Here is a 16,898-nt window from a genome sequence, read left to right as displayed (position 1 = left end):
CTAGCAGACCCTGCCGCATTGATTTCAGAAGCAAAATGCCTAGTTTGGCGGCTCAATCCTATTGGGCCCTCTAAGCAAGGCAGATTTCCCCATGGCTGAGACATACGACGTCGTCATTATCGGTGGCGGCCCCGGCGGCTACAATTGCGCAATTCGTGCCGGACAGCTCGGCCTGAAGACCGTGTGTATCGAAGATCGCGGTGTGCTGGGCGGCACTTGCCTGAACGTCGGGTGTATCCCCTCCAAGGCGCTTCTGCATGCTTCGGAACTCTACGCAACAGCGCAGAACGAATTTGAAGGCATGGGCATCAAGACCGGCAAGCTGGAAATTGATCTCGACCAGATGATGGCTCAGAAAACCGAAGCGGTTGACGGTCTGACCAAGGGTATCGAATTTCTCTTCAAGAAGAACAAGGTCGATTACATCAAGGGCCGCGGCAAGATCCTTGGCAAAGGGAAAGTCGAAGTCAAAGGACTCGATGGCAAGACCCAGACCCTGAACACGAAGAACATCGTGATCGCGACGGGCTCTGAGCCAGCCAACCTTCCAGGCATTGAGATCGATGAAGAACGCGTCGTGACAAATGTCGGTGCGCTGTCGCTGACCTCGATTCCAAAACGTCTCGTCCTGATCGGGGCCGGTGTGATCGGTCTCGAAATGGGATCGGTCTGGGCACGTCTCGGCTCGGAAGTGACTGTGGTGGAGTATCTTGATCGCGTCATGCCGGGCGCCGATGCGGATGTCGCCAAGGAAGCCCAGAAGATCTTCAAGAAGCAGGGACTGAATTTCCGTCTCGGCATGAAAGTGACCGGCGTCGAGAAACTCAAATCCAAACTGAAGCTGAGCATGGAGCCGGCTGCGGGCGGTGAAACTGAAGTGCTTGACGCCGATGTCGTAATCGTTGCGATTGGTCGCAAGCCGTATACGGAAGGCCTTGGCCTCGAAGCGGTTGGCGGCAAGACAGACAAGCGCGGCGTCGTGCAAGTGACCGATGGTCACTTCAAGGTCGCTGACGGCGTCTGGGCTGTGGGCGATTGCATTCACGGGCCGATGCTGGCGCACAAGGCTGAGGACGACGGCACGGCTGTTGCTGAATTGATCGCTGGCAAGGCAGGTCATGTGAATTACGACCTCGTGCCAAGCGTGGTCTACACCAAGCCGGAAATGGCATGGGTCGGTCAAACGGAAGAGCAGCTGAAAGAAGCCGGCGTGGAATATGTGAAAAGCAAATTCCCCTTCATGGCCAATTCGCGCGCCCGCACAAACCACGAAACAGACGGGTTCGTAAAAATGCTGGCCGACAAGAAGACCGACAGAATCCTCGGGGTTCATATGGTTGGTGTGGGCGTTGGCGAACTTATTGCCGAGATCTGCGTCGCCATGGAATTCGGTGCGGCCTCGGAAGATATTGCCCGTACCTGTCATGCTCACCCCACCCTGTCAGAAGCGGTCCGTCAGGCGGCGATGGGTATCGAAGGCTGGACGATGCAAATGTAGGCATTCGGCAATTTGCCGAAATGCGTCTGAGATAAAGAGTGGACCTGATCATGCATCGGGCCCACTCTTTTCACATGTACACACATACCGGAGCAGGCTGGCATATCCGTGACTTTGAACGCCGGGACTATCGCCCGTGCTATCAATTGTTTCGTGATTGCCTGAGAGAGTTTCCGTGGCGCGGTCCGGCGGCACCCTATCTGAGGCAATTGTTCAACTCCCTGCCGACGGCGCGGGCCTGGGTCGCAGAGGAGCCGCAGGCGGGCGTGGTCGGCTTCCTGACGCTGCGTCCCGATTCCGGCTATGTAGATCATCTCTTTGTGGCGCCTGATTGGCGCCTGTGCGGCGTTGGTCGCGGCCTGTTGCATGTCGGGCGAGACGTGATGGGAGAGCCGCTACTGCTTGATGTCGATGCGCAAAATTCGCCGGCGCGGAAGGCCTATGAGGCGCTGGGCTGGAAGGATTTTGCCCGGACCGGCGAAGCCGGCAATGAACAGATTCGCCTGATCGGACCCTGACCCTTATTCTGCTGCCCGCATCAGCGACTGCATCCGGTCCAGCCAGACCATCCAGGCTTTTCGGCCCGGCTCAGTCAAGTGGATACGTGTCTGGGGCCGGCGGCCAACGAAGCGCTTTTCCAGTTCGACATATCCGGCCTCTTCCAGTTTACGCAAATGCGTGGACAGGTTTCCATCTGTCGCCCCGACCTTGTCGCGCAGCTCTCCGAAAATGGCGGGACTGACACTGGAAAGGTAAGCCATGATGCCGAGGCGGAGACGCCCATGGATGACATCGTCGATGTCGTTGTGATCGAAGGGGTTTTTCTCGGGCATTGGCGTTACACTGTTTCCGAGGGTTCGTTCCGCATCAATAGAAGGCCGGGTAACAGGACACAGAGCGCCGCTACGGCTGATCCGAGAAGCACGATGTAAGGCGTCTGCATGAGGAGCACCGCTGGCAATGTGCTGGCCATGGCGGCACTGCCGCTAAGAGAGAGGATGCGGTTTTGTGCCATCACGCCGGATACGTATTGGGCCAGGCCATAGAGCCCGATCACCATTGGGACTGACCACATGAAGGCGGCGGTACCTTGGCCCAACAGGGCCGAAATGAAGGCTCCCATGAAGTAGGCGCCAAGAAAATAGCCTGCCGCCTGCCAAACGATGCGAGAAACCTGATTTCCCACTGAGGCGGCGCCCGGCTTGTGGGCAGAGAAGCCTGCCTGCATGATGAACATGCCGCCCATGCCGAGGACGACATAGCCGATCCAGAGGAACGCGAACGCCATGGGCGAAAGACCCCACATGCCCGTCGCGATGGCGTAGTGACCGAGATAGGCCAGTGTGGTCAGCGCGCCCCACAAGATCAGGAAGCGTCCGCCGAGGAGCGGCGCCTTCTGTCCGGCTTCTGCCAGATCGCGCACATAGGCAAGATCATCGGTGAGGGATTGAGGGCTCATTTTCGTCTCCACAAATAACTTTGAAAAACAAAGTATATTCATATCGGAAAATGTCAAGCAATCCAACTGGCTGCCAAACGGAACTTTGAATTTGGTCAGAAGGTTGACTCAGCCCTCGGCGAGGCGCGCCATTTCGGCGTCGGACAGTTCGGAATTGTCGTAGACATTCTGCACGTCATCCAGTTCGTCGAGCACGTCCAGCAGCTTCATCAACGTGTCGGCGGCGTCGCCGTCGACCGGGATGTTGTTCTGCGGCTTCCAGATCAATTTTGTCGATTTGGCTTCGACATCAGCGCCGAAATGTTCAGTCAGCGCGTCGGCTACGGTCTGGAGGTCTTCGCGAGCCGTGTAGATCCAGTGGCTTTCGTCGTCTGACTCCACGTCCTGAGCGCCCGCAAGGATCGCCGCTTCCATGACTTCGTCTTCGGTGCCCACGCTCGCAGGATACTCGATCTCGCCAACCTGATCGAAACTGAACGAGACAGAGCCCGTTTCGCCGAGATTGCCGCCATTCTTCGAAAAGGCTGTGCGCACATCGGTCGCCGTACGGTTCTTGTTGTCCGTTGACGCCTCGACGATTACGCCAACACCGCCGGGCCCGAAGCCTTCATAGCGGATGTCCACATAGTCTTCGCCGCCGCCTCCCTGGCCCTTGTCGATGGCGCGCTGGATATTGTCCTTGGGGACGGACTGGCCCTTCGCGTTCTGGATAGCGAGTCGTAGGCGCGGATTTCCATCCGGATCTGGCCCGCCCATCTTGGATGCAATCGTGATTTCTTTGGACAGGCGCGCGAAGAGTACGGCGCGCTTCTTGTCCTGTGCGCCTTTGCGGTGCTGGATATTTGCCCATTTACTATGGCCTGCCATGGCGCCCTCTTCGAATTTGGTCTGATCAGGAGAAGGGAGGCGTTTAGCGCAGGTTTGCAAAACGGCCAAGCTCCCCGTGTGCTACGGGCTATCTGGGGCAGGGAATTGCATTTCTGCAGCACACCGGCGCGAGCTTTGCAAAATTTTCCGCGCCAAATTGACACTTACGTCAACGTCAACCTTGCGTCTTTTCTGCGCGGGCGTTAGGCACACCCCACACGAGTTTAATTCCAACTATGTCTGGAGCGGTTGTATGAAGGTCCTGGTACCGGTCAAACGCGTCATCGACTATAACGTCAAAGTTCGGGTGAAGCCCGATCAGACGGGTGTCGATCTCGCAAACGTCAAAATGTCGATGAACCCATTTGACGAGATTTCTGTCGAAGAAGCAGTTCGCATGAAGGAAGCCGGCACGGCGACCGAAGTTGTGATCGTGTCCATCGGTCCGAAACAGGCTCAGGAAACCATTCGCACGGCGCTGGCCATGGGCGGCGACCGCGGCATCTTGATCAATACGGACGAAACCGTCGAACCGCTGGCTGTTGCGAAAATCCTTGCAAAAGTTGTTGCAGAAGAGAGCCCGGACCTGGTGCTCCTCGGTAAGCAGGCAATTGACGATGATTCCAACCAGACCGGCCAGATGCTGGCAGCGTTGCTGGACTGGCCACAAGGCACATTCGCTTACAAGATCGAGAAGGACGGCGACGCCCTGACCGTGACCCGCGAAGTCGATGGCGGCCTGCAGACCGTGAAACTGGCCACACCGGCAATTGTCACCGTCGATTTGCGCCTTAACGAGCCGCGCTACGCGTCTCTGCCAAACATCATGAAGGCGAAGAAGAAGCCAATCGATGAGAAAGCTCCCGGCGATTATGGCGTCGACATCTCGCCGCGCCTGTCAGTTGTGAAAGTGACTGAGCCGCCTGTGCGCGAGGCGGGTGAAAAGGTCGAAGACGTTGCGACGCTTGTTTCGAAACTCAAATCAGCAGGAGCGATCTAATGGCTGTTCTGGTTATTGCTGAACACGACAATGCGTCCCTGAACGACGCGACCCACAAAGTTGTTACCGCAGCTGCAAAGTTTGGCGGCGACGTAGACATCCTGGTGGCTGGCGAAGGCGCAGGCGACGTGGCAGCTGCTGCAGCCAAGGTTTCCGGTGTCCGCAAGGTCGTTCACGTGGATGGCGCCTCGGTTGCCAAGCAACTGGCGGAAGCCATGGAAGCCCTCGTTGTTCCAATGATGTCCGGCTATGACGCCGTTTTCATCCCGGCTACGACGACGGGCAAGAACATGGCTCCGCGTATCGCGGCCAAGCTGGACGTCATGCAGCTGTCGGATATCACGGATGTCATCGACACCGACACGTTCGAGCGTCCGATCTATGCCGGTAACGCCATCCTGACGGTGAAGTCTTCCGATGCGAAGAAAGTCATCACGGTTCGTGGCACAGCGTTCGAAGCTGCTGGTGAAGATGGTTCGGCTTCGGTCGAAGCAGCTGATGCACCTGCAGGACCATTCAAATCCGAATTCGTGTCGGAGCAGATGGTCAAATCCGACCGTCCGGAACTGGCTGGCGCGAAACGCGTCGTGTCTGGTGGCCGCGCGCTGGGCTCGAAAGAAGAATTCGATCGCCTAATCGTGCCGCTGGCTGACAAGCTGGAAGCAGCTGTTGGCGCTTCGCGCGCCGCTGTCGATGCGGGCTACGCCCCGAATGATTATCAGGTGGGCCAGACCGGCAAAATCGTTGCGCCTGAACTGTATGTTGCTGTCGGCATCTCCGGGGCCATCCAGCACCTTGCTGGTATGAAGGACTCCAAGATCATTGTCGCGATCAACAAGGACGAAGAGGCTCCGATTTTCCAGGTCGCCGATTATGGCCTGGTTGCAGACCTCTTCAATGCCGTCCCGGAACTGACCGAGGCGCTGTAAGCTTTTCAGCCCTGACTGAATTCAACCCGCAACTCCTTAGGGGAGTTGCGGGTTGTTTTGTATAGAGCGAGCTAAGCCATGATCAGGAGATTTCATGCGAACAGCCATCGTAACAGGTGCAGCGTCGGGTATCGGCCGTGCAATTGCCGTGCATTTTGCCAATGAAGATTGGCGCGTCGCTGCGCTGGATATCGATCATGATGGTCTTGCCTCGCTCCCGAAAGTCGGGATTCAGCCGATTTGGTGTGACCTGTCATCCGAAGAGAGTATTCGCGCCGCGGTCGCAGAAGCAGGGTTCGAACAGCTTGACCTGCTCGTGAACAATGGCGGGCCAGCCGACCCGGTCGCCGGTCCTCTGGAGGAGATGAGTCTCAATGACTGGAATAGCTGGATCGCACCGCACCTGAACGGCAGTTTCCTGATGGCGCGAGAATGCATGCCTTATTTGCGCGCTGCCAAGGGCAGTATCGTCAATATGACATCGACCCGAGCCTATCAGTCGGAGCCGGACACCTATGGGTATGCGGCGGCTAAGGGCGGAATCATTGGCCTGACGCATGCGCTGGCCATCGGTCTCGGGCCGGATGTCAGGGCCAACGCAATTGCGCCCGGCTGGATCAATTCAACTGGTGACGTGCTGTCTGGTGAGGCACACGCGCAGCATCCAGTCGGTCGAGCGGGGGAAGTCGAAGATATCGTGGATGCGGTGGTCTACCTGTCTGGTGCCGGCTTTGTGACGGGGCAGGTGCTGACAGTGGACGGCGGCATGAGGCGCAGGATGATTTACACCGCGTAGCGCGGGATCGATCCTGAGTTTCCCGCTTCGGTGTTGTCGGACCGTCTGCGGGCGGGACCATCTTGCAGGATTGCGGATATACCCGCGGCGACTGCATCCCAGACTTGTGTTTGACGCACTGCACAAACAGGATATGACATCTCTCTTTTACGACGATCTGGACGAGACTTATGGCAGACCTGAAGACAATTGGCGTGATTGGCGCGGGCCAGATGGGGAATGGTATCGCCCATGTCAGCGCGCTAGCCGGATACGACGTCGTTCTCAGCGATATTTCCGAAGAGTCTCTCGCCAAAGGCATGAAAGCGATTGAACGTAATATGGCCCGCCAGGTTGGGCGGGGACAATACAATCAGGGCGATATGGATACTGCGCTCGGGCGCATTAAGCCGACAACTGTCTTGAAGGACCATGAGGCCGCCAACCTTGTTATTGAGGCCGCCACAGAGCGCCGGGAAATCAAGGAACAGATCTTTCGTTCACTCTGCGAAATCGTGCCTACGAGCACATTTCTGGCGACGAATACGTCGTCCATTTCGATCACACGGCTTGCATCCGTCACCGACCGTCCCGAACGGTTTATCGGGCTGCACTTCATGAATCCCGTTCCGCTGATGAAGCTGGTTGAAGTGATCCGTGGACTCGCAACGGATCAGGAAACCTATGAAACCGCCATCGAGTTTGCAGGGCGCCTAGAGAAGACGACCACGAATGCCGAGGACTACCCGGCCTTTATCGTCAACCGGATCCTTGTGCCTATGATCAATGAGGCCGTCTACGCTCTTTACGAGGGTGTTGGCACGGTTGAAAGCATTGATACGGCGATGCGCCTGGGCGCAAATCATCCGATGGGGCCTTTGACGCTTGCCGACTTCATCGGGCTCGATACATGTCTGTCGATCATGCAAGTTTTGCATGATGGTCTTGCCGACACCAAATACAGACCGTGTCCATTGCTCGTGAAATATGTTGAAGCAGGCTGGGTTGGGAAGAAAGCCGGCAAGGGATTCTACGACTATTCCGGGCCCGAGCCTGTTCCAACGAGATAGAATCATTCCCCCGCATCTCTTTCTATAGAAAGGGGCTGTCGTCTGAAGCGTGCCGTTCCGCAGAGGTGGCGGGCAATTGACTGTATTTCAACCAATAGTAATTTTAGATTCGTTAACCCACCACTGATTTACTTCTGTATGAAGTCAAGACAGATCGTATGGTGGGAACGAATTCATGATTTGTTATTTTGGCGAACGGATAAATGGTGCGCATGAGCGCCCGTCGTCCCGAACGCAGAAGAATATTCGCTTTCACGGCCAAGGCGATGGGAGGGAGCCGGCGGTTCGAAGCTCACCTACGGGCCGAGTACGCGGCCGTGGTGACAGAGCCTCTTCCCTACCGATTTCGAGAACTTCTTGGCGCCATGAGAGAGGTGGAGACCTCGCTAAAGCGATAGGATACGTGACGGCATGACCGATACCGGAGAAAATCCCAGCCCAGACTGGTCCTTTGTCGATGAGCTGGAGGCATTGTTACCTCAAATGCGCGCATTCGCGCGTAGCCTTTGCCATGATGCGACGCTGGCCGACGACATCGTTCAGTCTGCATGCCTGAAAGCTTGGGCGGCGGCGGAATCTTTCGATCGAACCGCAAAGATGAGACCGTGGATCCTGCGTATTGTTCGAAATGAATATCTCCAGCACAGCCGTCGCGCTTGGCGCAATGTTGATGTTGAAAGCGGATTTCTCGAAGAGGCTCTTATTGATAACACGTCAGCTGAAATGCTGAGCGAAGCGTCGCAGGCTGTCCAGGCAATCTACTCCCTGCCGATCAAACAAAGGGATGCAGTCATTCTGGTTCTGGCGGCCGGCCTCACTTATGAGGAAGCGGGTGCGATCATGGACTGCTCGCCTGGAACAATCAAAAGCCGGGTAAGTCGGGCGCGCGCAGTTCTGATGGATGAGCTGAATGGAATTGTTCCGGCAATTTCCAATGACACGCCCGGGTTTGCTGAGCAGTCCACATTACATCAGTTGGTGATACATGCCGAAGAGCTTATGGCCGAGGCTGCCTGATTGGTATCAGGCCATGAGCAGGAAAACGCTCACCGAATAAATGATCATCAATGCGGCCGTCTTGATGGCAGCGGACACAAGAAATGGTCGCAGATCAGACCAGGACGTATCTCGAGCGATGGCGGCGACAGAGGTTGCAATATCATGTTCGATCCCTTCGCGGGATTGACCCGCAAGCACCAGCATGACTTTCGAAGAGCGAGTGGACGGAGCAGATTGGGCTTCCGTCAGGACTTGCTGAAATACATGCCCGGCGACGACCTCACCGAGCGCGCGCTTGGGGTGCCAGCCATAGCGAGAAAGTTCTACTATCCCAAGCCGAACAAAGGGCCACGTTACCCAGATATCACGAACAAGAAACGCGGCGAGAATCCCTGTCACACCCCAGATAAAGTAAGGCCGCTCAATAACACCGCCATGGAAAAGTCCCCAAAGCGTCGCGAGGATAAGCAGTTTGATAGTCGTCGCGATTGCGAATGACCGAAAGCTCTTTTTGAGAAAATCATCTGCATGGCGCTTGATCTGACGACGTGTTTCCACGGCTGCTGTCTCGATCACCTTGTTCTTCTGGGCAGAAACCCCGCGTTCGAGGTATCTGCGGCCAAAAGCCAATCCGGCACCAACCGCTGAGGCAACAAGCAGAAACGATCTCATGCTAACAATATAGGTGTTCAGGCATGATTTGTCTGTAATTGGCGCCGCTAAAGCAAACCGAGTAGAAGCCTCTGGGCGTTACGTGTCGCCGTCTTGGGGTCACGTACAAGCGTGTATCCGAGCAACATCGCGCCCGCGGTTACAGAGACCGGATATTTCTGGACCAGGGATTTCAGGGTGTCGAACGGAAGGTCTGCCAATGCATTGGCCGTGGACTCTTCCAAATCATCGATCTCTTCTGATGATTTCCGATAGGGTAGCAAGAATATATACAGCATAAGGGCAGCAATTGCCACAAGGATGGCGGCCACTGTGAAGCAGGCCGCCGTCAATCCGATGACAGATGCCAGCGCCAATATTCCGGCTACAGACAAAGCAAACATGCCGCCGAAACCACATACGATTCCGGCGACAGCCGCGAACAGCCTAAGCTTTGTCGCGTCCATGAATTATTTGCCCCTCATCATCGCGAGAATGAGTCCGGCCCCGAACGCGATTCCGACAGCGGCTAGCGGATTCTTGCGAATTTCCGTTTCAACATCGTCGCGGGTTTCCTTGAACTGGCCGGAAGCTTTCTCGGCCATTTCCTTGCCTTTTTCGACTCCGGCTTGCGCCTTTACCTTCGCAAGGCCCCGGACGTCTTCCATTACGCTTTTCAGGTCGCCGCGAAGCATGGCAATGTCATCCTTGAGCGCAGCGTAATCGCCCTCGGTTTCAGCTTTGAGTGTGGTGGCTGTCTTGGTGTTCACGTTAAATCTCCTGATTTCGTGTGCGCCAATACAACGATCGATCGAAACTTTCGTTCCATCGGGTGCCAGCAGTTTTCTGCGATGGAACCTTGCACAAGTACATTCGTTTGAACCGCATGGACGTATTTAGAAACAGAATTTCCCAATATGCCTCACTAAGAGATGATGCGTGGTCCAAATTCGATCAAATCGATTTTCAAACCCGCGCATTTCAATCCGGCGATGACATCATCCGTGTGGGGGAAACCCCCGCAAAGATGTTTATCGTGAAAGAAGGCTGGGCAATTCGACACCGTTCTCTTGATGATGGTCGTCGCCAGATCGTCAACTTCATGTTGCCTGGTGATGTGTTCGATATGCAAGTCATTGCGGGTGTGAAGGCAGACCACTCAGTGACCGCCATAACGCGCACTGTCGTGGCGACGGTTGCAGCGGATCAATTCATGAATGTGTTGCGCAGCGATGCCGATGTCGCCGCAGCATTCTGGTGGGCAGCGGTGCAGGAAGAATCTATCCTGCGTGAACAGATTGTCCGCGTCGGTCGCAGGTCTGCCAAGGAGCGTATCGCACACCTATTACTTGAGCTTCAAAGAAGATTGAGAGCTGCGGTCGGTGGAGCAGAAGATCACCTACCCATGCCTTTGACACGCACGGATCTGGCAGATGCGCTCGGCCTGACCCCGGTTCATGTGTCGAGGACGATGTCAGCTTTACGCCGATCGGGCCTTATCGATGAGTCCCGCGGCCAGGTCACCATTCTCGATAGAAGGCGTATGGAGAGTTTGTCCCAATTCGACACTGACTATCTCCATGTTCGTAAACTCGATTTCGTAGCGCGAGCCAACCTGAACGGTAGTTCGCATTCGCCTTTGTCAAACGGCGCTATCTCGTCTCACACAAATCACCATCGCATTCCCCGCAATGACAATTGATTCAGGGGATAACACTCAAACAGGATTGGAATAACTTATGCCAGACACAACCCATCAAGAAGAGTTTTCTACAACTGAGGCACGTCAGGGTCGTCGCCGGACGGGCTTGTTGAGCGTTTTGGGGATAGGTATCGTCGTCGCTCTTGTCGGCATGTTGTTGGTGCTGGCATTTACCGGCATGTTCGCGCCTGCCAGCGTCTGACATATCTCGAATTCAAGAACAAAGGCCGCCCGTACATCATTATGTACGGGCGGCCTTTTGAATCCGCGACATCAGAAGTTTAGGCGTCCACCCGCTTTTCGTTGGCGGGATGGAAGAACAACGCCTGGCCGATCGCTGCCTTCACAGTATTTTCCTGGAAGGGCTTTGGAATCAGGTAGGTCGGCTCCGGGCGCTCACCAGTCAGCAGGCGTTCGGGGAAGGCCGTGATGAAAATGATCGGCACGTCATGATCGGCCAAAATGTCGTGGGCGGCATCAATGCCGGACGAGCCATCTGCAAGTTGGATGTCACAGAGAACCAGTCCTGGCGGATTCGCGCCGAAGAGAGAGAGCGCTTCGCGATGCGTGGTTGCGATACCGGTGACTGTATGGCCGAGGTCTTCGACCAGACTTTCAAGATCTGCAGCAATAATAGGCTCATCCTCAATTATGAGAACTTTCGTAGCGAGCTCGCCTTCAATTTCTCTTTGAGCATCTTGTTCGAGAACACGCTGCTCTTTTTCAGAAATTCCGAGGATGTAAGCTGCGTCCGAAGCAGAAAATCCCTCAAGGGCTGTCAGCAGGAAAGCTTGCCGCTGGATGGGTGCAAGTGACTGCAGTCGCTTGTCTGCAGGATCGCCTTTGTTGCTATCTTTTCCTTCAAGCTGGGCGCCTGTCGTGCCCCAGATGACGTGGAAAAAGCGGTAAAGCGAAAGACGAGAATCCTCCACATTGTCGACAACTTCAGGATTTTCGACGAGCGCTTGAAGTGACGCGCGAATATACGCGTCTCCGCTGTCTTGACTGCCTGTTAGCGCCCGGGCGTACCGGCGCAAGAATGGCAGATGGGGGGCAAACGATTGTACCAAACTCATTGGGAACCTCTCTTCTGGGACCGCATTAACAATTCGTGAAAGCTGCTTCGGTTCCACACTAGTGCAAAATACTGCATTAGTGTGGAACTTATATGGTGCCGGATTGTTTAACTATCAGACTCATATAGTTAGGTATCAGATCGTGAATCAGGATAGTTTGGACGGAATGGAAAAGAACGGACGCAAAAACTCCGTCAAATCCGACCTCGGCAGTAAGAGGCGGACGCAGCGCATTGGTGAACAATTGCGCCGCGTGTATGACGAAGTAGCGCAAGAAGATGTGCCCGATGAGTTCCTGCGGCTTCTCGAAGAGGCCGATAGGGCTCGGCCATCTTCCACCTCAGACAAATCCTGAGGGGGCTTCCATGACAGACAATACGGAAAAACTCAGCGATCCTGAATTCAAACGCGAACTTGCTGCGCTAATCCCACATTTGCGGGCTTTCGCGCGCAGCTTGTGCGGAGATGCAACGCTTGCAGACGACCTTGCACAGGATGCAATGCTGAAAGCGTGGAATGCGCGACAATCCTTTCAGGCCGGCACGAATATGAAGGCGTGGGCCTTCACGATTCTCCGAAATGTTTTCTATTCAGAAAAACGCCGGTCTTGGCGCCGCACCCCACTTGATCCTGAAGTTGCCGAAGCAACGCTGGTGTCTAACAGTAACCCATCCGACACGCTCGACCTGCTCGCCATGCGCAATGCCCTCGGCAGGTTGCCAATTGATCAACGTGAGGCCCTCATTCTGGTGGGTGCGGGCGGCTTGCCCTATGAGGAAGCTGCGGAGATTTGCGGAGTGGCTGTCGGAACGATCAAAAGCCGGGTGTCTCGTGCCAGGAAAGCCGTCGTCGAGATTCTGGAATCAAATGGGGCGGGATTCAGCGACGACTCCGAAATGAGGGCGGAAGACGCCTTCAATGACATCATGCGGCAGGCAGATGATATTGCCGGTGTCGGGTAACCAAGGTGGGCTAGACCAGGGGGAGAGCAAGGGCGCAAACGCGGCGCCTTTGCGTAATAAGCTCGTTTTGACGCTGGCAGCTGCGCTGACACCAGTTCTCCTGCTGTCTGCGTTCAAGGCCTATATCGACGCCCGAGATATTCGGGAAAGCCAAGCTCAAAACCTTGTCGTCGTTGCGGGCGCAGCCATTGATGGTGTGAACCAGTCGCTACAGCAAGCAGAGCTATTGCTCTCGCTATATGAACCGCGATTGACGGCGGGCGAGTGTAGCGGTGTCTACAACGAATTGTCTGAATATCTGCCGTCGCTCACCAATGTCGTGGCGTTTGACAAGGACAGTGAAGTTGTCTGCGCCAGTGTAGGTACACCCACACTCAGTCGTGACAATCAGGTTCTGCATGACAGATTACGGGCCGGAGGAGACTCCTTTGCTCGGAGTGACGCATTCTTTGGATCCGCAAGTGACGAGTGGCTCTTTGCGCTCAATAAACGCGTCGAGGACGAAGCCGGAAATTTTGTGGGCATCCACACATTTGCATTGAGTGCAATTGAGCTCGCCAATCTTGTTCAGGCCGGCTATCTGCCCGATTACGTTTCCCTTTCCATCGCGGATGAGACGGGCAGGGTGTTTGGAGATCCCATTATTGGGCCGATCCCGTCCGAATGGATTGAGCAGGTGAAGGAAACTCGTGCCGCCCAATTGTTCCGGGCAGAGCAGAGCGGTGGCGGTTCCACTGATGTTGTGCTGCGACCTGTCGGCGATTCCAACATATTCGCAGTGATCGCGCGGCCCTCCTACGGTTTGTGGAATGATTTCTTTTTGCGGCCCGCGACTTCGTTCGGGCTACCCTTACTTGCGTTCGCAGTAACACTGCTGGCGGCTTGGATGGCGATTGATGGATTGGTGCTGAGGTGGATCTCTCGCTTGACCCGCACAGTTCGTATCTATGGCGCGGGGCGGTATCAATTCAAAGCGGGTAATTCTTTTGTCGATGCCCCCTCGGAGATTCGCAATCTGGCGACCGCGATGGAGGTCATGGCGAAAGATATCGACCACCGAGACCAGGATCTCAAAGAGGCTATCTCCACGCGCGATGCGGCCGTGAAAGAGATTCACCATCGCGTGAAGAACAATCTCCAGATTGTTACAAGCTTCCTGAACTTGCAGGGTCGACAATTAAAAGACCCACAGGCCCGGGATGCAATTGCGGCGACGCGCCACCGTATCGATGCGTTGGCGATTGTACACCAGACATTGTACCAGAATGAGCGTCTGGAAACCGTCGATATGCGACCCTTCCTTACCGGACTTCTCAATCACCTTTCGGATGCATTGGGCATGTCAGAGGCGGGCATAAACCTCGTCCAGTCTTATGCCGAGATTCAGCGGGATGCCGACGATGCCATTCCGATGGCGTTGTTCATCGTCGAGGCAGTCACCAACGCGATGAAGTATGCTTTTGAAGAAGACGGCGGCGAAGTTGCAGTGCACCTTTCGTTGGCGGCCGAGAAGGTCATTCTTGAGATCAGGGACACAGGTCTCGGCTATGACTCAGCGGATGAGGACTCCGGACTGGGTTCCAAGCTCATGGTCGCTTTTGCACGACAATTGTCTGCGGAATTCACGACCGAAGCGCGACCAGGACTGGGCTGCTCGCATAAGCTTGTCATGGATATTTAGGTAGAAGAGCAGCATTTAGTCCGCCCCGCGTGTTAGCATGCAGAACAGCGCGGAACTCGCATCGCTTGGATGCGTAGGTTGTTTATGGTCAACGCAGTACACCCCCGGATAGACATTCAACGCCAATCCCGTAGTTTGAGCTCTCACCTTGAAATTTTTCGTCGTTTGAACGGCCCGCGTCGCGTTGGCGCGATGCTGTCTGTGCTGATTATTGGACTTGGGCAGATCTGGACCTGTTTGCGCAAACACACAGAGCTGATGCGCACCAGCAAGCGAACACGAGTTTTGCTGATCTCCTATTCCGGCCAAGCGGTTCATTCCACACAATAGGTAGTTCTTGCTGCCCTGTGAGTACCGCTCACTTCCAACATACGAGCTAAAAAAAAGACACGCTCGATTTGAGCGTGTCTTTTCAGGCTTGGTTTGCGGCCCGCTTAGTCGTTGATGTCTTCTTCAACGTCTTGTGCGGTATCCTGGATAACTTCGCCACCGGCTTCGACATCCTTGCCAACGCCGTCAACAGTGTTGCAGGCAGCCAGCAGGGTGGCCAGAGCGCCCAAGGCACCGAGTGTTGCGATCTTCACGGTATTTTTCATGATAATTCCTTTCCGCTTTAAGCAGTAAACAAACGTTACCCGTGCCCCTTGGTTCCAATGGTCGATCAAAAAATAATCGGGAACTCGGATGCCTGCGACCGGGTTGTACTGTCATCGTATCGACCACGACGCGTCGATTTGTTTGATAGAAGGAGTTATTGTCATGCTCGGTTGGGCAATCGCATTTTTCGTATTGGCGTTGATCGCCGCAGTCCTCGGCTTTGGTGGCATCGCTGGTGCTTCGGCAGGTATCGCCAAAATCCTGTTCTTCGTTTTCCTCGTTCTGTTGGTCTTGTCCTTCGTGGCACGGGCCGTCCGTGGACGAAATGTGACCTAGTGAGGTTTGCATCTTTTTGAAAAGGGCGTTGCGACTGCAGCGCCCTTTTTTTGCTTGCTTTCTATAAAGACCGCAATGGAACTATTTTCCTGCAGCGGCGTAGGTAAATTAAGGCGTCACCGGGAGGAGGTATAGGCTGTGAAAGAATACATGGCTTCCCCGGATGCTCCAGACAACAAGCGGGATGTGGTGCGCAATTGGGCCATCACCGGAATATTCTGGATCCTCGCGCTTGGGACACTGAGTCTTGCCCAAGGTGTATTTGTTCCAATTATCTCCGCATTTGTTCTTGCGCTGACTTTCAGTCCTGTGAGGCGCGCACTTGGCCGGATCGGAATTCCTGCGGGTGCCGCAGCCGGCATAATCATGGTCAGTCTTCTCGTTGTGTTCGGAGTCCTGTTCTACTTCATATCTGAAGCTCTACAGCAGTATATGAGTGACGCGCCGACTTTCGCTGCTGAAGTTCGCCGCGAATTGAGTGGTCTTTTTGGTACAATTGAGCCGGTATTGAAGGCTGGCGATCAGATTGATGCGCTTACAAGTCAGGGTAAACAGCAAACAGTCGCGATACGAGAGCCAGGTTTCGTCAGTGTAATGACCCAAGCCACGCCGGCTGTGGTCAGCCAATTGATCGTGACGTTGACGTTGAGCTTCTTCCTTATCGCATCGGGTGACATGTTCTATGAGAAGCTTGTGCAGGTCATGCCCAAGCTCAAGGACAAGCGACGAGCGTTGGCAGCTGCGCGCACTATAGAAAACCAGCTTTCAACTTATCTCTTCACCATTACAGCGATCAATGCAGTGCTCGGCATGGTCATCGGTTCGGTTATGTGGGCGATCGGGATGCCCAATCCGCTGCTGTTCGGGTTGGGCGCATTCTTGCTCAATTATATTCCGTACATTGGTTCCATCGGAGGAATCACGGTTTCGCTCGTGACTGGTTTGGTGACCTTTGACAACACTCTCCAGGCGCTACTGCCCGCGCTGCTTTATTGGCTGATAAACACCATAGAAGGACAGTTTTTAACGCCCGTGCTGGTGGGGCGCCGCCTCAAGCTGAACGCGGTCGTCGTATTCATTTCATTTGCGTTGTGGGCCTGGGTTTGGTCATTTATGGGAATGTTGTTGTCGACGCCGATCCTGCTAATGGCAAAAGTCGTGTCCGACAATGTGAATGGATTGGAGAGCTTCGGAAAATTCCTGGGTGATCGGGACGACCTGTCCGGTTCGGATTCACGATTGATGAAGTTCGTGTTCCGCCAAAAAGATACTCCACTTTCGGAAGAAGGGTGAGTT

The 16,898-nt window shown here is 55.0% G+C and carries 23 protein-coding genes; 15 read left to right on the top strand and 8 right to left on the bottom strand.

Features of this window, described 5'->3' with window-relative positions:
• Window positions 1-91 precede the first annotated feature (91 nt).
• Together lpdA and B3527_RS13545 are read left to right on the top strand one after the other, a co-directional pair.
• Window positions 92-1,498, top strand: coding sequence for a dihydrolipoyl dehydrogenase (gene lpdA, locus B3527_RS13550; RefSeq protein ID WP_290480215.1), 1,407 nt, complete (start codon window positions 92-94; stop codon window positions 1,496-1,498).
• 50 nt (window positions 1,499-1,548) lie between these two features.
• Complete coding sequence (locus B3527_RS13545; RefSeq protein WP_290481403.1) at window positions 1,549-2,016, top strand: GNAT family N-acetyltransferase; 468 nt, start codon at window positions 1,549-1,551, stop codon at window positions 2,014-2,016.
• Window positions 2,017-2,019: 3 nt separating this feature from the next.
• Here B3527_RS13545 and B3527_RS13540 read toward each other — a convergent pair whose 3' ends face one another.
• The 3 genes from B3527_RS13540 to B3527_RS13530 all read right to left on the bottom strand — a co-directional run bounded on the left by B3527_RS13540 (window position 2,020) and on the right by B3527_RS13530 (window position 3,824).
• Window positions 2,020-2,331, bottom strand: a complete 312-nt coding sequence (locus B3527_RS13540; protein ID WP_206991651.1) for a winged helix-turn-helix domain-containing protein — start codon at window positions 2,329-2,331, stop codon at window positions 2,020-2,022.
• A gap of 5 nt (window positions 2,332-2,336) precedes the next feature.
• Window positions 2,337-2,957 carry a hypothetical protein gene (locus B3527_RS13535; protein ID WP_290480214.1) on the bottom strand — a complete coding sequence of 207 codons (621 nt, stop codon included), beginning with the start codon at window positions 2,955-2,957 and terminating at the stop codon, window positions 2,337-2,339.
• Window positions 2,958-3,065: 108 nt separating this feature from the next.
• Window positions 3,066-3,824, bottom strand: a complete 759-nt coding sequence (locus B3527_RS13530; protein ID WP_290480213.1) for a YebC/PmpR family DNA-binding transcriptional regulator — start codon at window positions 3,822-3,824, stop codon at window positions 3,066-3,068.
• 253 nt (window positions 3,825-4,077) lie between these two features.
• Here B3527_RS13530 and B3527_RS13525 point away from each other — a divergent pair, with 253 nt between their 5' ends.
• From B3527_RS13525 to B3527_RS13505, 6 genes are all read left to right on the top strand, one after another.
• Window positions 4,078-4,824, top strand: coding sequence for an electron transfer flavoprotein subunit beta/FixA family protein (locus B3527_RS13525; RefSeq protein WP_034814577.1), 747 nt, complete (start codon window positions 4,078-4,080; stop codon window positions 4,822-4,824).
• A complete protein-coding gene (locus B3527_RS13520; RefSeq protein WP_290480212.1) occupies window positions 4,824-5,753 on the top strand; it encodes an electron transfer flavoprotein subunit alpha/FixB family protein in 930 nt (309 codons plus the stop codon). Before B3527_RS13525 ends, B3527_RS13520 begins: the two co-directional genes overlap by 1 nt.
• 94 nt (window positions 5,754-5,847) lie before the next feature.
• Window positions 5,848-6,549: an SDR family oxidoreductase gene (locus tag B3527_RS13515; protein WP_290480211.1), complete on the top strand. Its 702-nt coding sequence runs from the start codon at window positions 5,848-5,850 to the stop codon at window positions 6,547-6,549.
• A gap of 170 nt (window positions 6,550-6,719) precedes the next feature.
• Complete coding sequence (locus B3527_RS13510) at window positions 6,720-7,598, top strand: 3-hydroxybutyryl-CoA dehydrogenase (protein ID WP_290480210.1); 879 nt, start codon at window positions 6,720-6,722, stop codon at window positions 7,596-7,598.
• Between the two features lie 203 nt (window positions 7,599-7,801).
• Entirely contained in the window at window positions 7,802-7,996 is a 195-nt protein-coding gene (locus B3527_RS16945) for a NepR family anti-sigma factor (RefSeq protein ID WP_366008685.1), read from the top strand.
• Window positions 7,997-8,009: 13 nt separating this feature from the next.
• Complete coding sequence (locus B3527_RS13505) at window positions 8,010-8,615, top strand: RNA polymerase sigma factor (protein WP_206991644.1); 606 nt, start codon at window positions 8,010-8,012, stop codon at window positions 8,613-8,615.
• Between the two features lie 6 nt (window positions 8,616-8,621).
• Here B3527_RS13505 and B3527_RS13500 read toward each other — a convergent pair whose 3' ends face one another.
• Genes B3527_RS13500 through B3527_RS13490 form a run of 3 tightly spaced genes read right to left on the bottom strand, consistent with a single transcriptional unit; the run spans window position 8,622 to window position 10,018 of the window.
• Window positions 8,622-9,269: a hypothetical protein gene (locus B3527_RS13500; RefSeq protein ID WP_290480209.1), complete on the bottom strand. Its 648-nt coding sequence runs from the start codon at window positions 9,267-9,269 to the stop codon at window positions 8,622-8,624.
• A gap of 47 nt (window positions 9,270-9,316) precedes the next feature.
• Window positions 9,317-9,715 (bottom strand): hypothetical protein, encoded by a 399-nt coding sequence (locus B3527_RS13495; protein ID WP_290480208.1) that lies wholly within the window; start codon window positions 9,713-9,715, stop codon window positions 9,317-9,319.
• A 3-nt stretch (window positions 9,716-9,718) separates the two neighbouring features.
• Window positions 9,719-10,018: a DUF883 family protein gene (locus B3527_RS13490; RefSeq protein WP_290480207.1), complete on the bottom strand. Its 300-nt coding sequence runs from the start codon at window positions 10,016-10,018 to the stop codon at window positions 9,719-9,721.
• A gap of 116 nt (window positions 10,019-10,134) precedes the next feature.
• On the opposite strand from B3527_RS13490, the gene B3527_RS13485 reads away from it, so the two are divergent.
• On the top strand, window positions 10,135-10,950 hold the full coding sequence (locus tag B3527_RS13485; protein WP_290480427.1) for a Crp/Fnr family transcriptional regulator: 816 nt from the start codon (window positions 10,135-10,137) through the stop codon (window positions 10,948-10,950).
• Between the two features lie 37 nt (window positions 10,951-10,987).
• Window positions 10,988-11,152: a hypothetical protein gene (locus tag B3527_RS13480; RefSeq protein ID WP_290480206.1), complete on the top strand. Its 165-nt coding sequence runs from the start codon at window positions 10,988-10,990 to the stop codon at window positions 11,150-11,152.
• A 79-nt stretch (window positions 11,153-11,231) separates the two neighbouring features.
• Here the strand turns inward: B3527_RS13480 and B3527_RS13475 are convergent, their stop codons facing one another.
• Window positions 11,232-12,026, bottom strand: a complete 795-nt coding sequence (locus tag B3527_RS13475; protein WP_206993295.1) for a response regulator — start codon at window positions 12,024-12,026, stop codon at window positions 11,232-11,234.
• Between the two features lie 142 nt (window positions 12,027-12,168).
• On the opposite strand from B3527_RS13475, the gene B3527_RS13470 reads away from it, so the two are divergent.
• The 3 genes from B3527_RS13470 to B3527_RS13460 are packed head-to-tail and all read left to right on the top strand — an operon-like array spanning window position 12,169 to window position 14,669.
• Window positions 12,169-12,381, top strand: coding sequence for a NepR family anti-sigma factor (locus B3527_RS13470; RefSeq protein ID WP_290480204.1), 213 nt, complete (start codon window positions 12,169-12,171; stop codon window positions 12,379-12,381).
• A gap of 10 nt (window positions 12,382-12,391) precedes the next feature.
• Window positions 12,392-12,988 (top strand): sigma-70 family RNA polymerase sigma factor, encoded by a 597-nt coding sequence (locus tag B3527_RS13465; RefSeq protein ID WP_206991638.1) that lies wholly within the window; start codon window positions 12,392-12,394, stop codon window positions 12,986-12,988.
• 49 nt (window positions 12,989-13,037) lie between these two features.
• On the top strand, window positions 13,038-14,669 hold the full coding sequence (locus B3527_RS13460; RefSeq protein WP_290488453.1) for a sensor histidine kinase: 1,632 nt from the start codon (window positions 13,038-13,040) through the stop codon (window positions 14,667-14,669).
• A 434-nt stretch (window positions 14,670-15,103) separates the two neighbouring features.
• Here B3527_RS13460 and B3527_RS13455 read toward each other — a convergent pair whose 3' ends face one another.
• Window positions 15,104-15,265 (bottom strand): entericidin A/B family lipoprotein, encoded by a 162-nt coding sequence (locus B3527_RS13455; RefSeq protein WP_290480202.1) that lies wholly within the window; start codon window positions 15,263-15,265, stop codon window positions 15,104-15,106.
• A gap of 163 nt (window positions 15,266-15,428) precedes the next feature.
• Between B3527_RS13455 and B3527_RS13450 the strand changes: the two genes are divergently transcribed.
• Entirely contained in the window at window positions 15,429-15,602 is a 174-nt protein-coding gene (locus B3527_RS13450; RefSeq protein ID WP_034814608.1) for a DUF1328 domain-containing protein, read from the top strand.
• A 138-nt stretch (window positions 15,603-15,740) separates the two neighbouring features.
• Window positions 15,741-16,895, top strand: a complete 1,155-nt coding sequence (locus B3527_RS13445; protein WP_290480201.1) for an AI-2E family transporter — start codon at window positions 15,741-15,743, stop codon at window positions 16,893-16,895.
• Window positions 16,896-16,898: the final 3 nt, after the last annotated feature.

Source organism: Hyphomonas sp. UBA4505, assembly GCF_002388685.1.
In the GTDB taxonomy this organism is placed as follows: domain Bacteria; phylum Pseudomonadota; class Alphaproteobacteria; order Caulobacterales; family Hyphomonadaceae; genus Hyphomonas.
The sequence above is the reverse complement of the archived record's forward strand: the minus strand, read 5'-3'. Positions and strand labels throughout refer to the sequence as shown.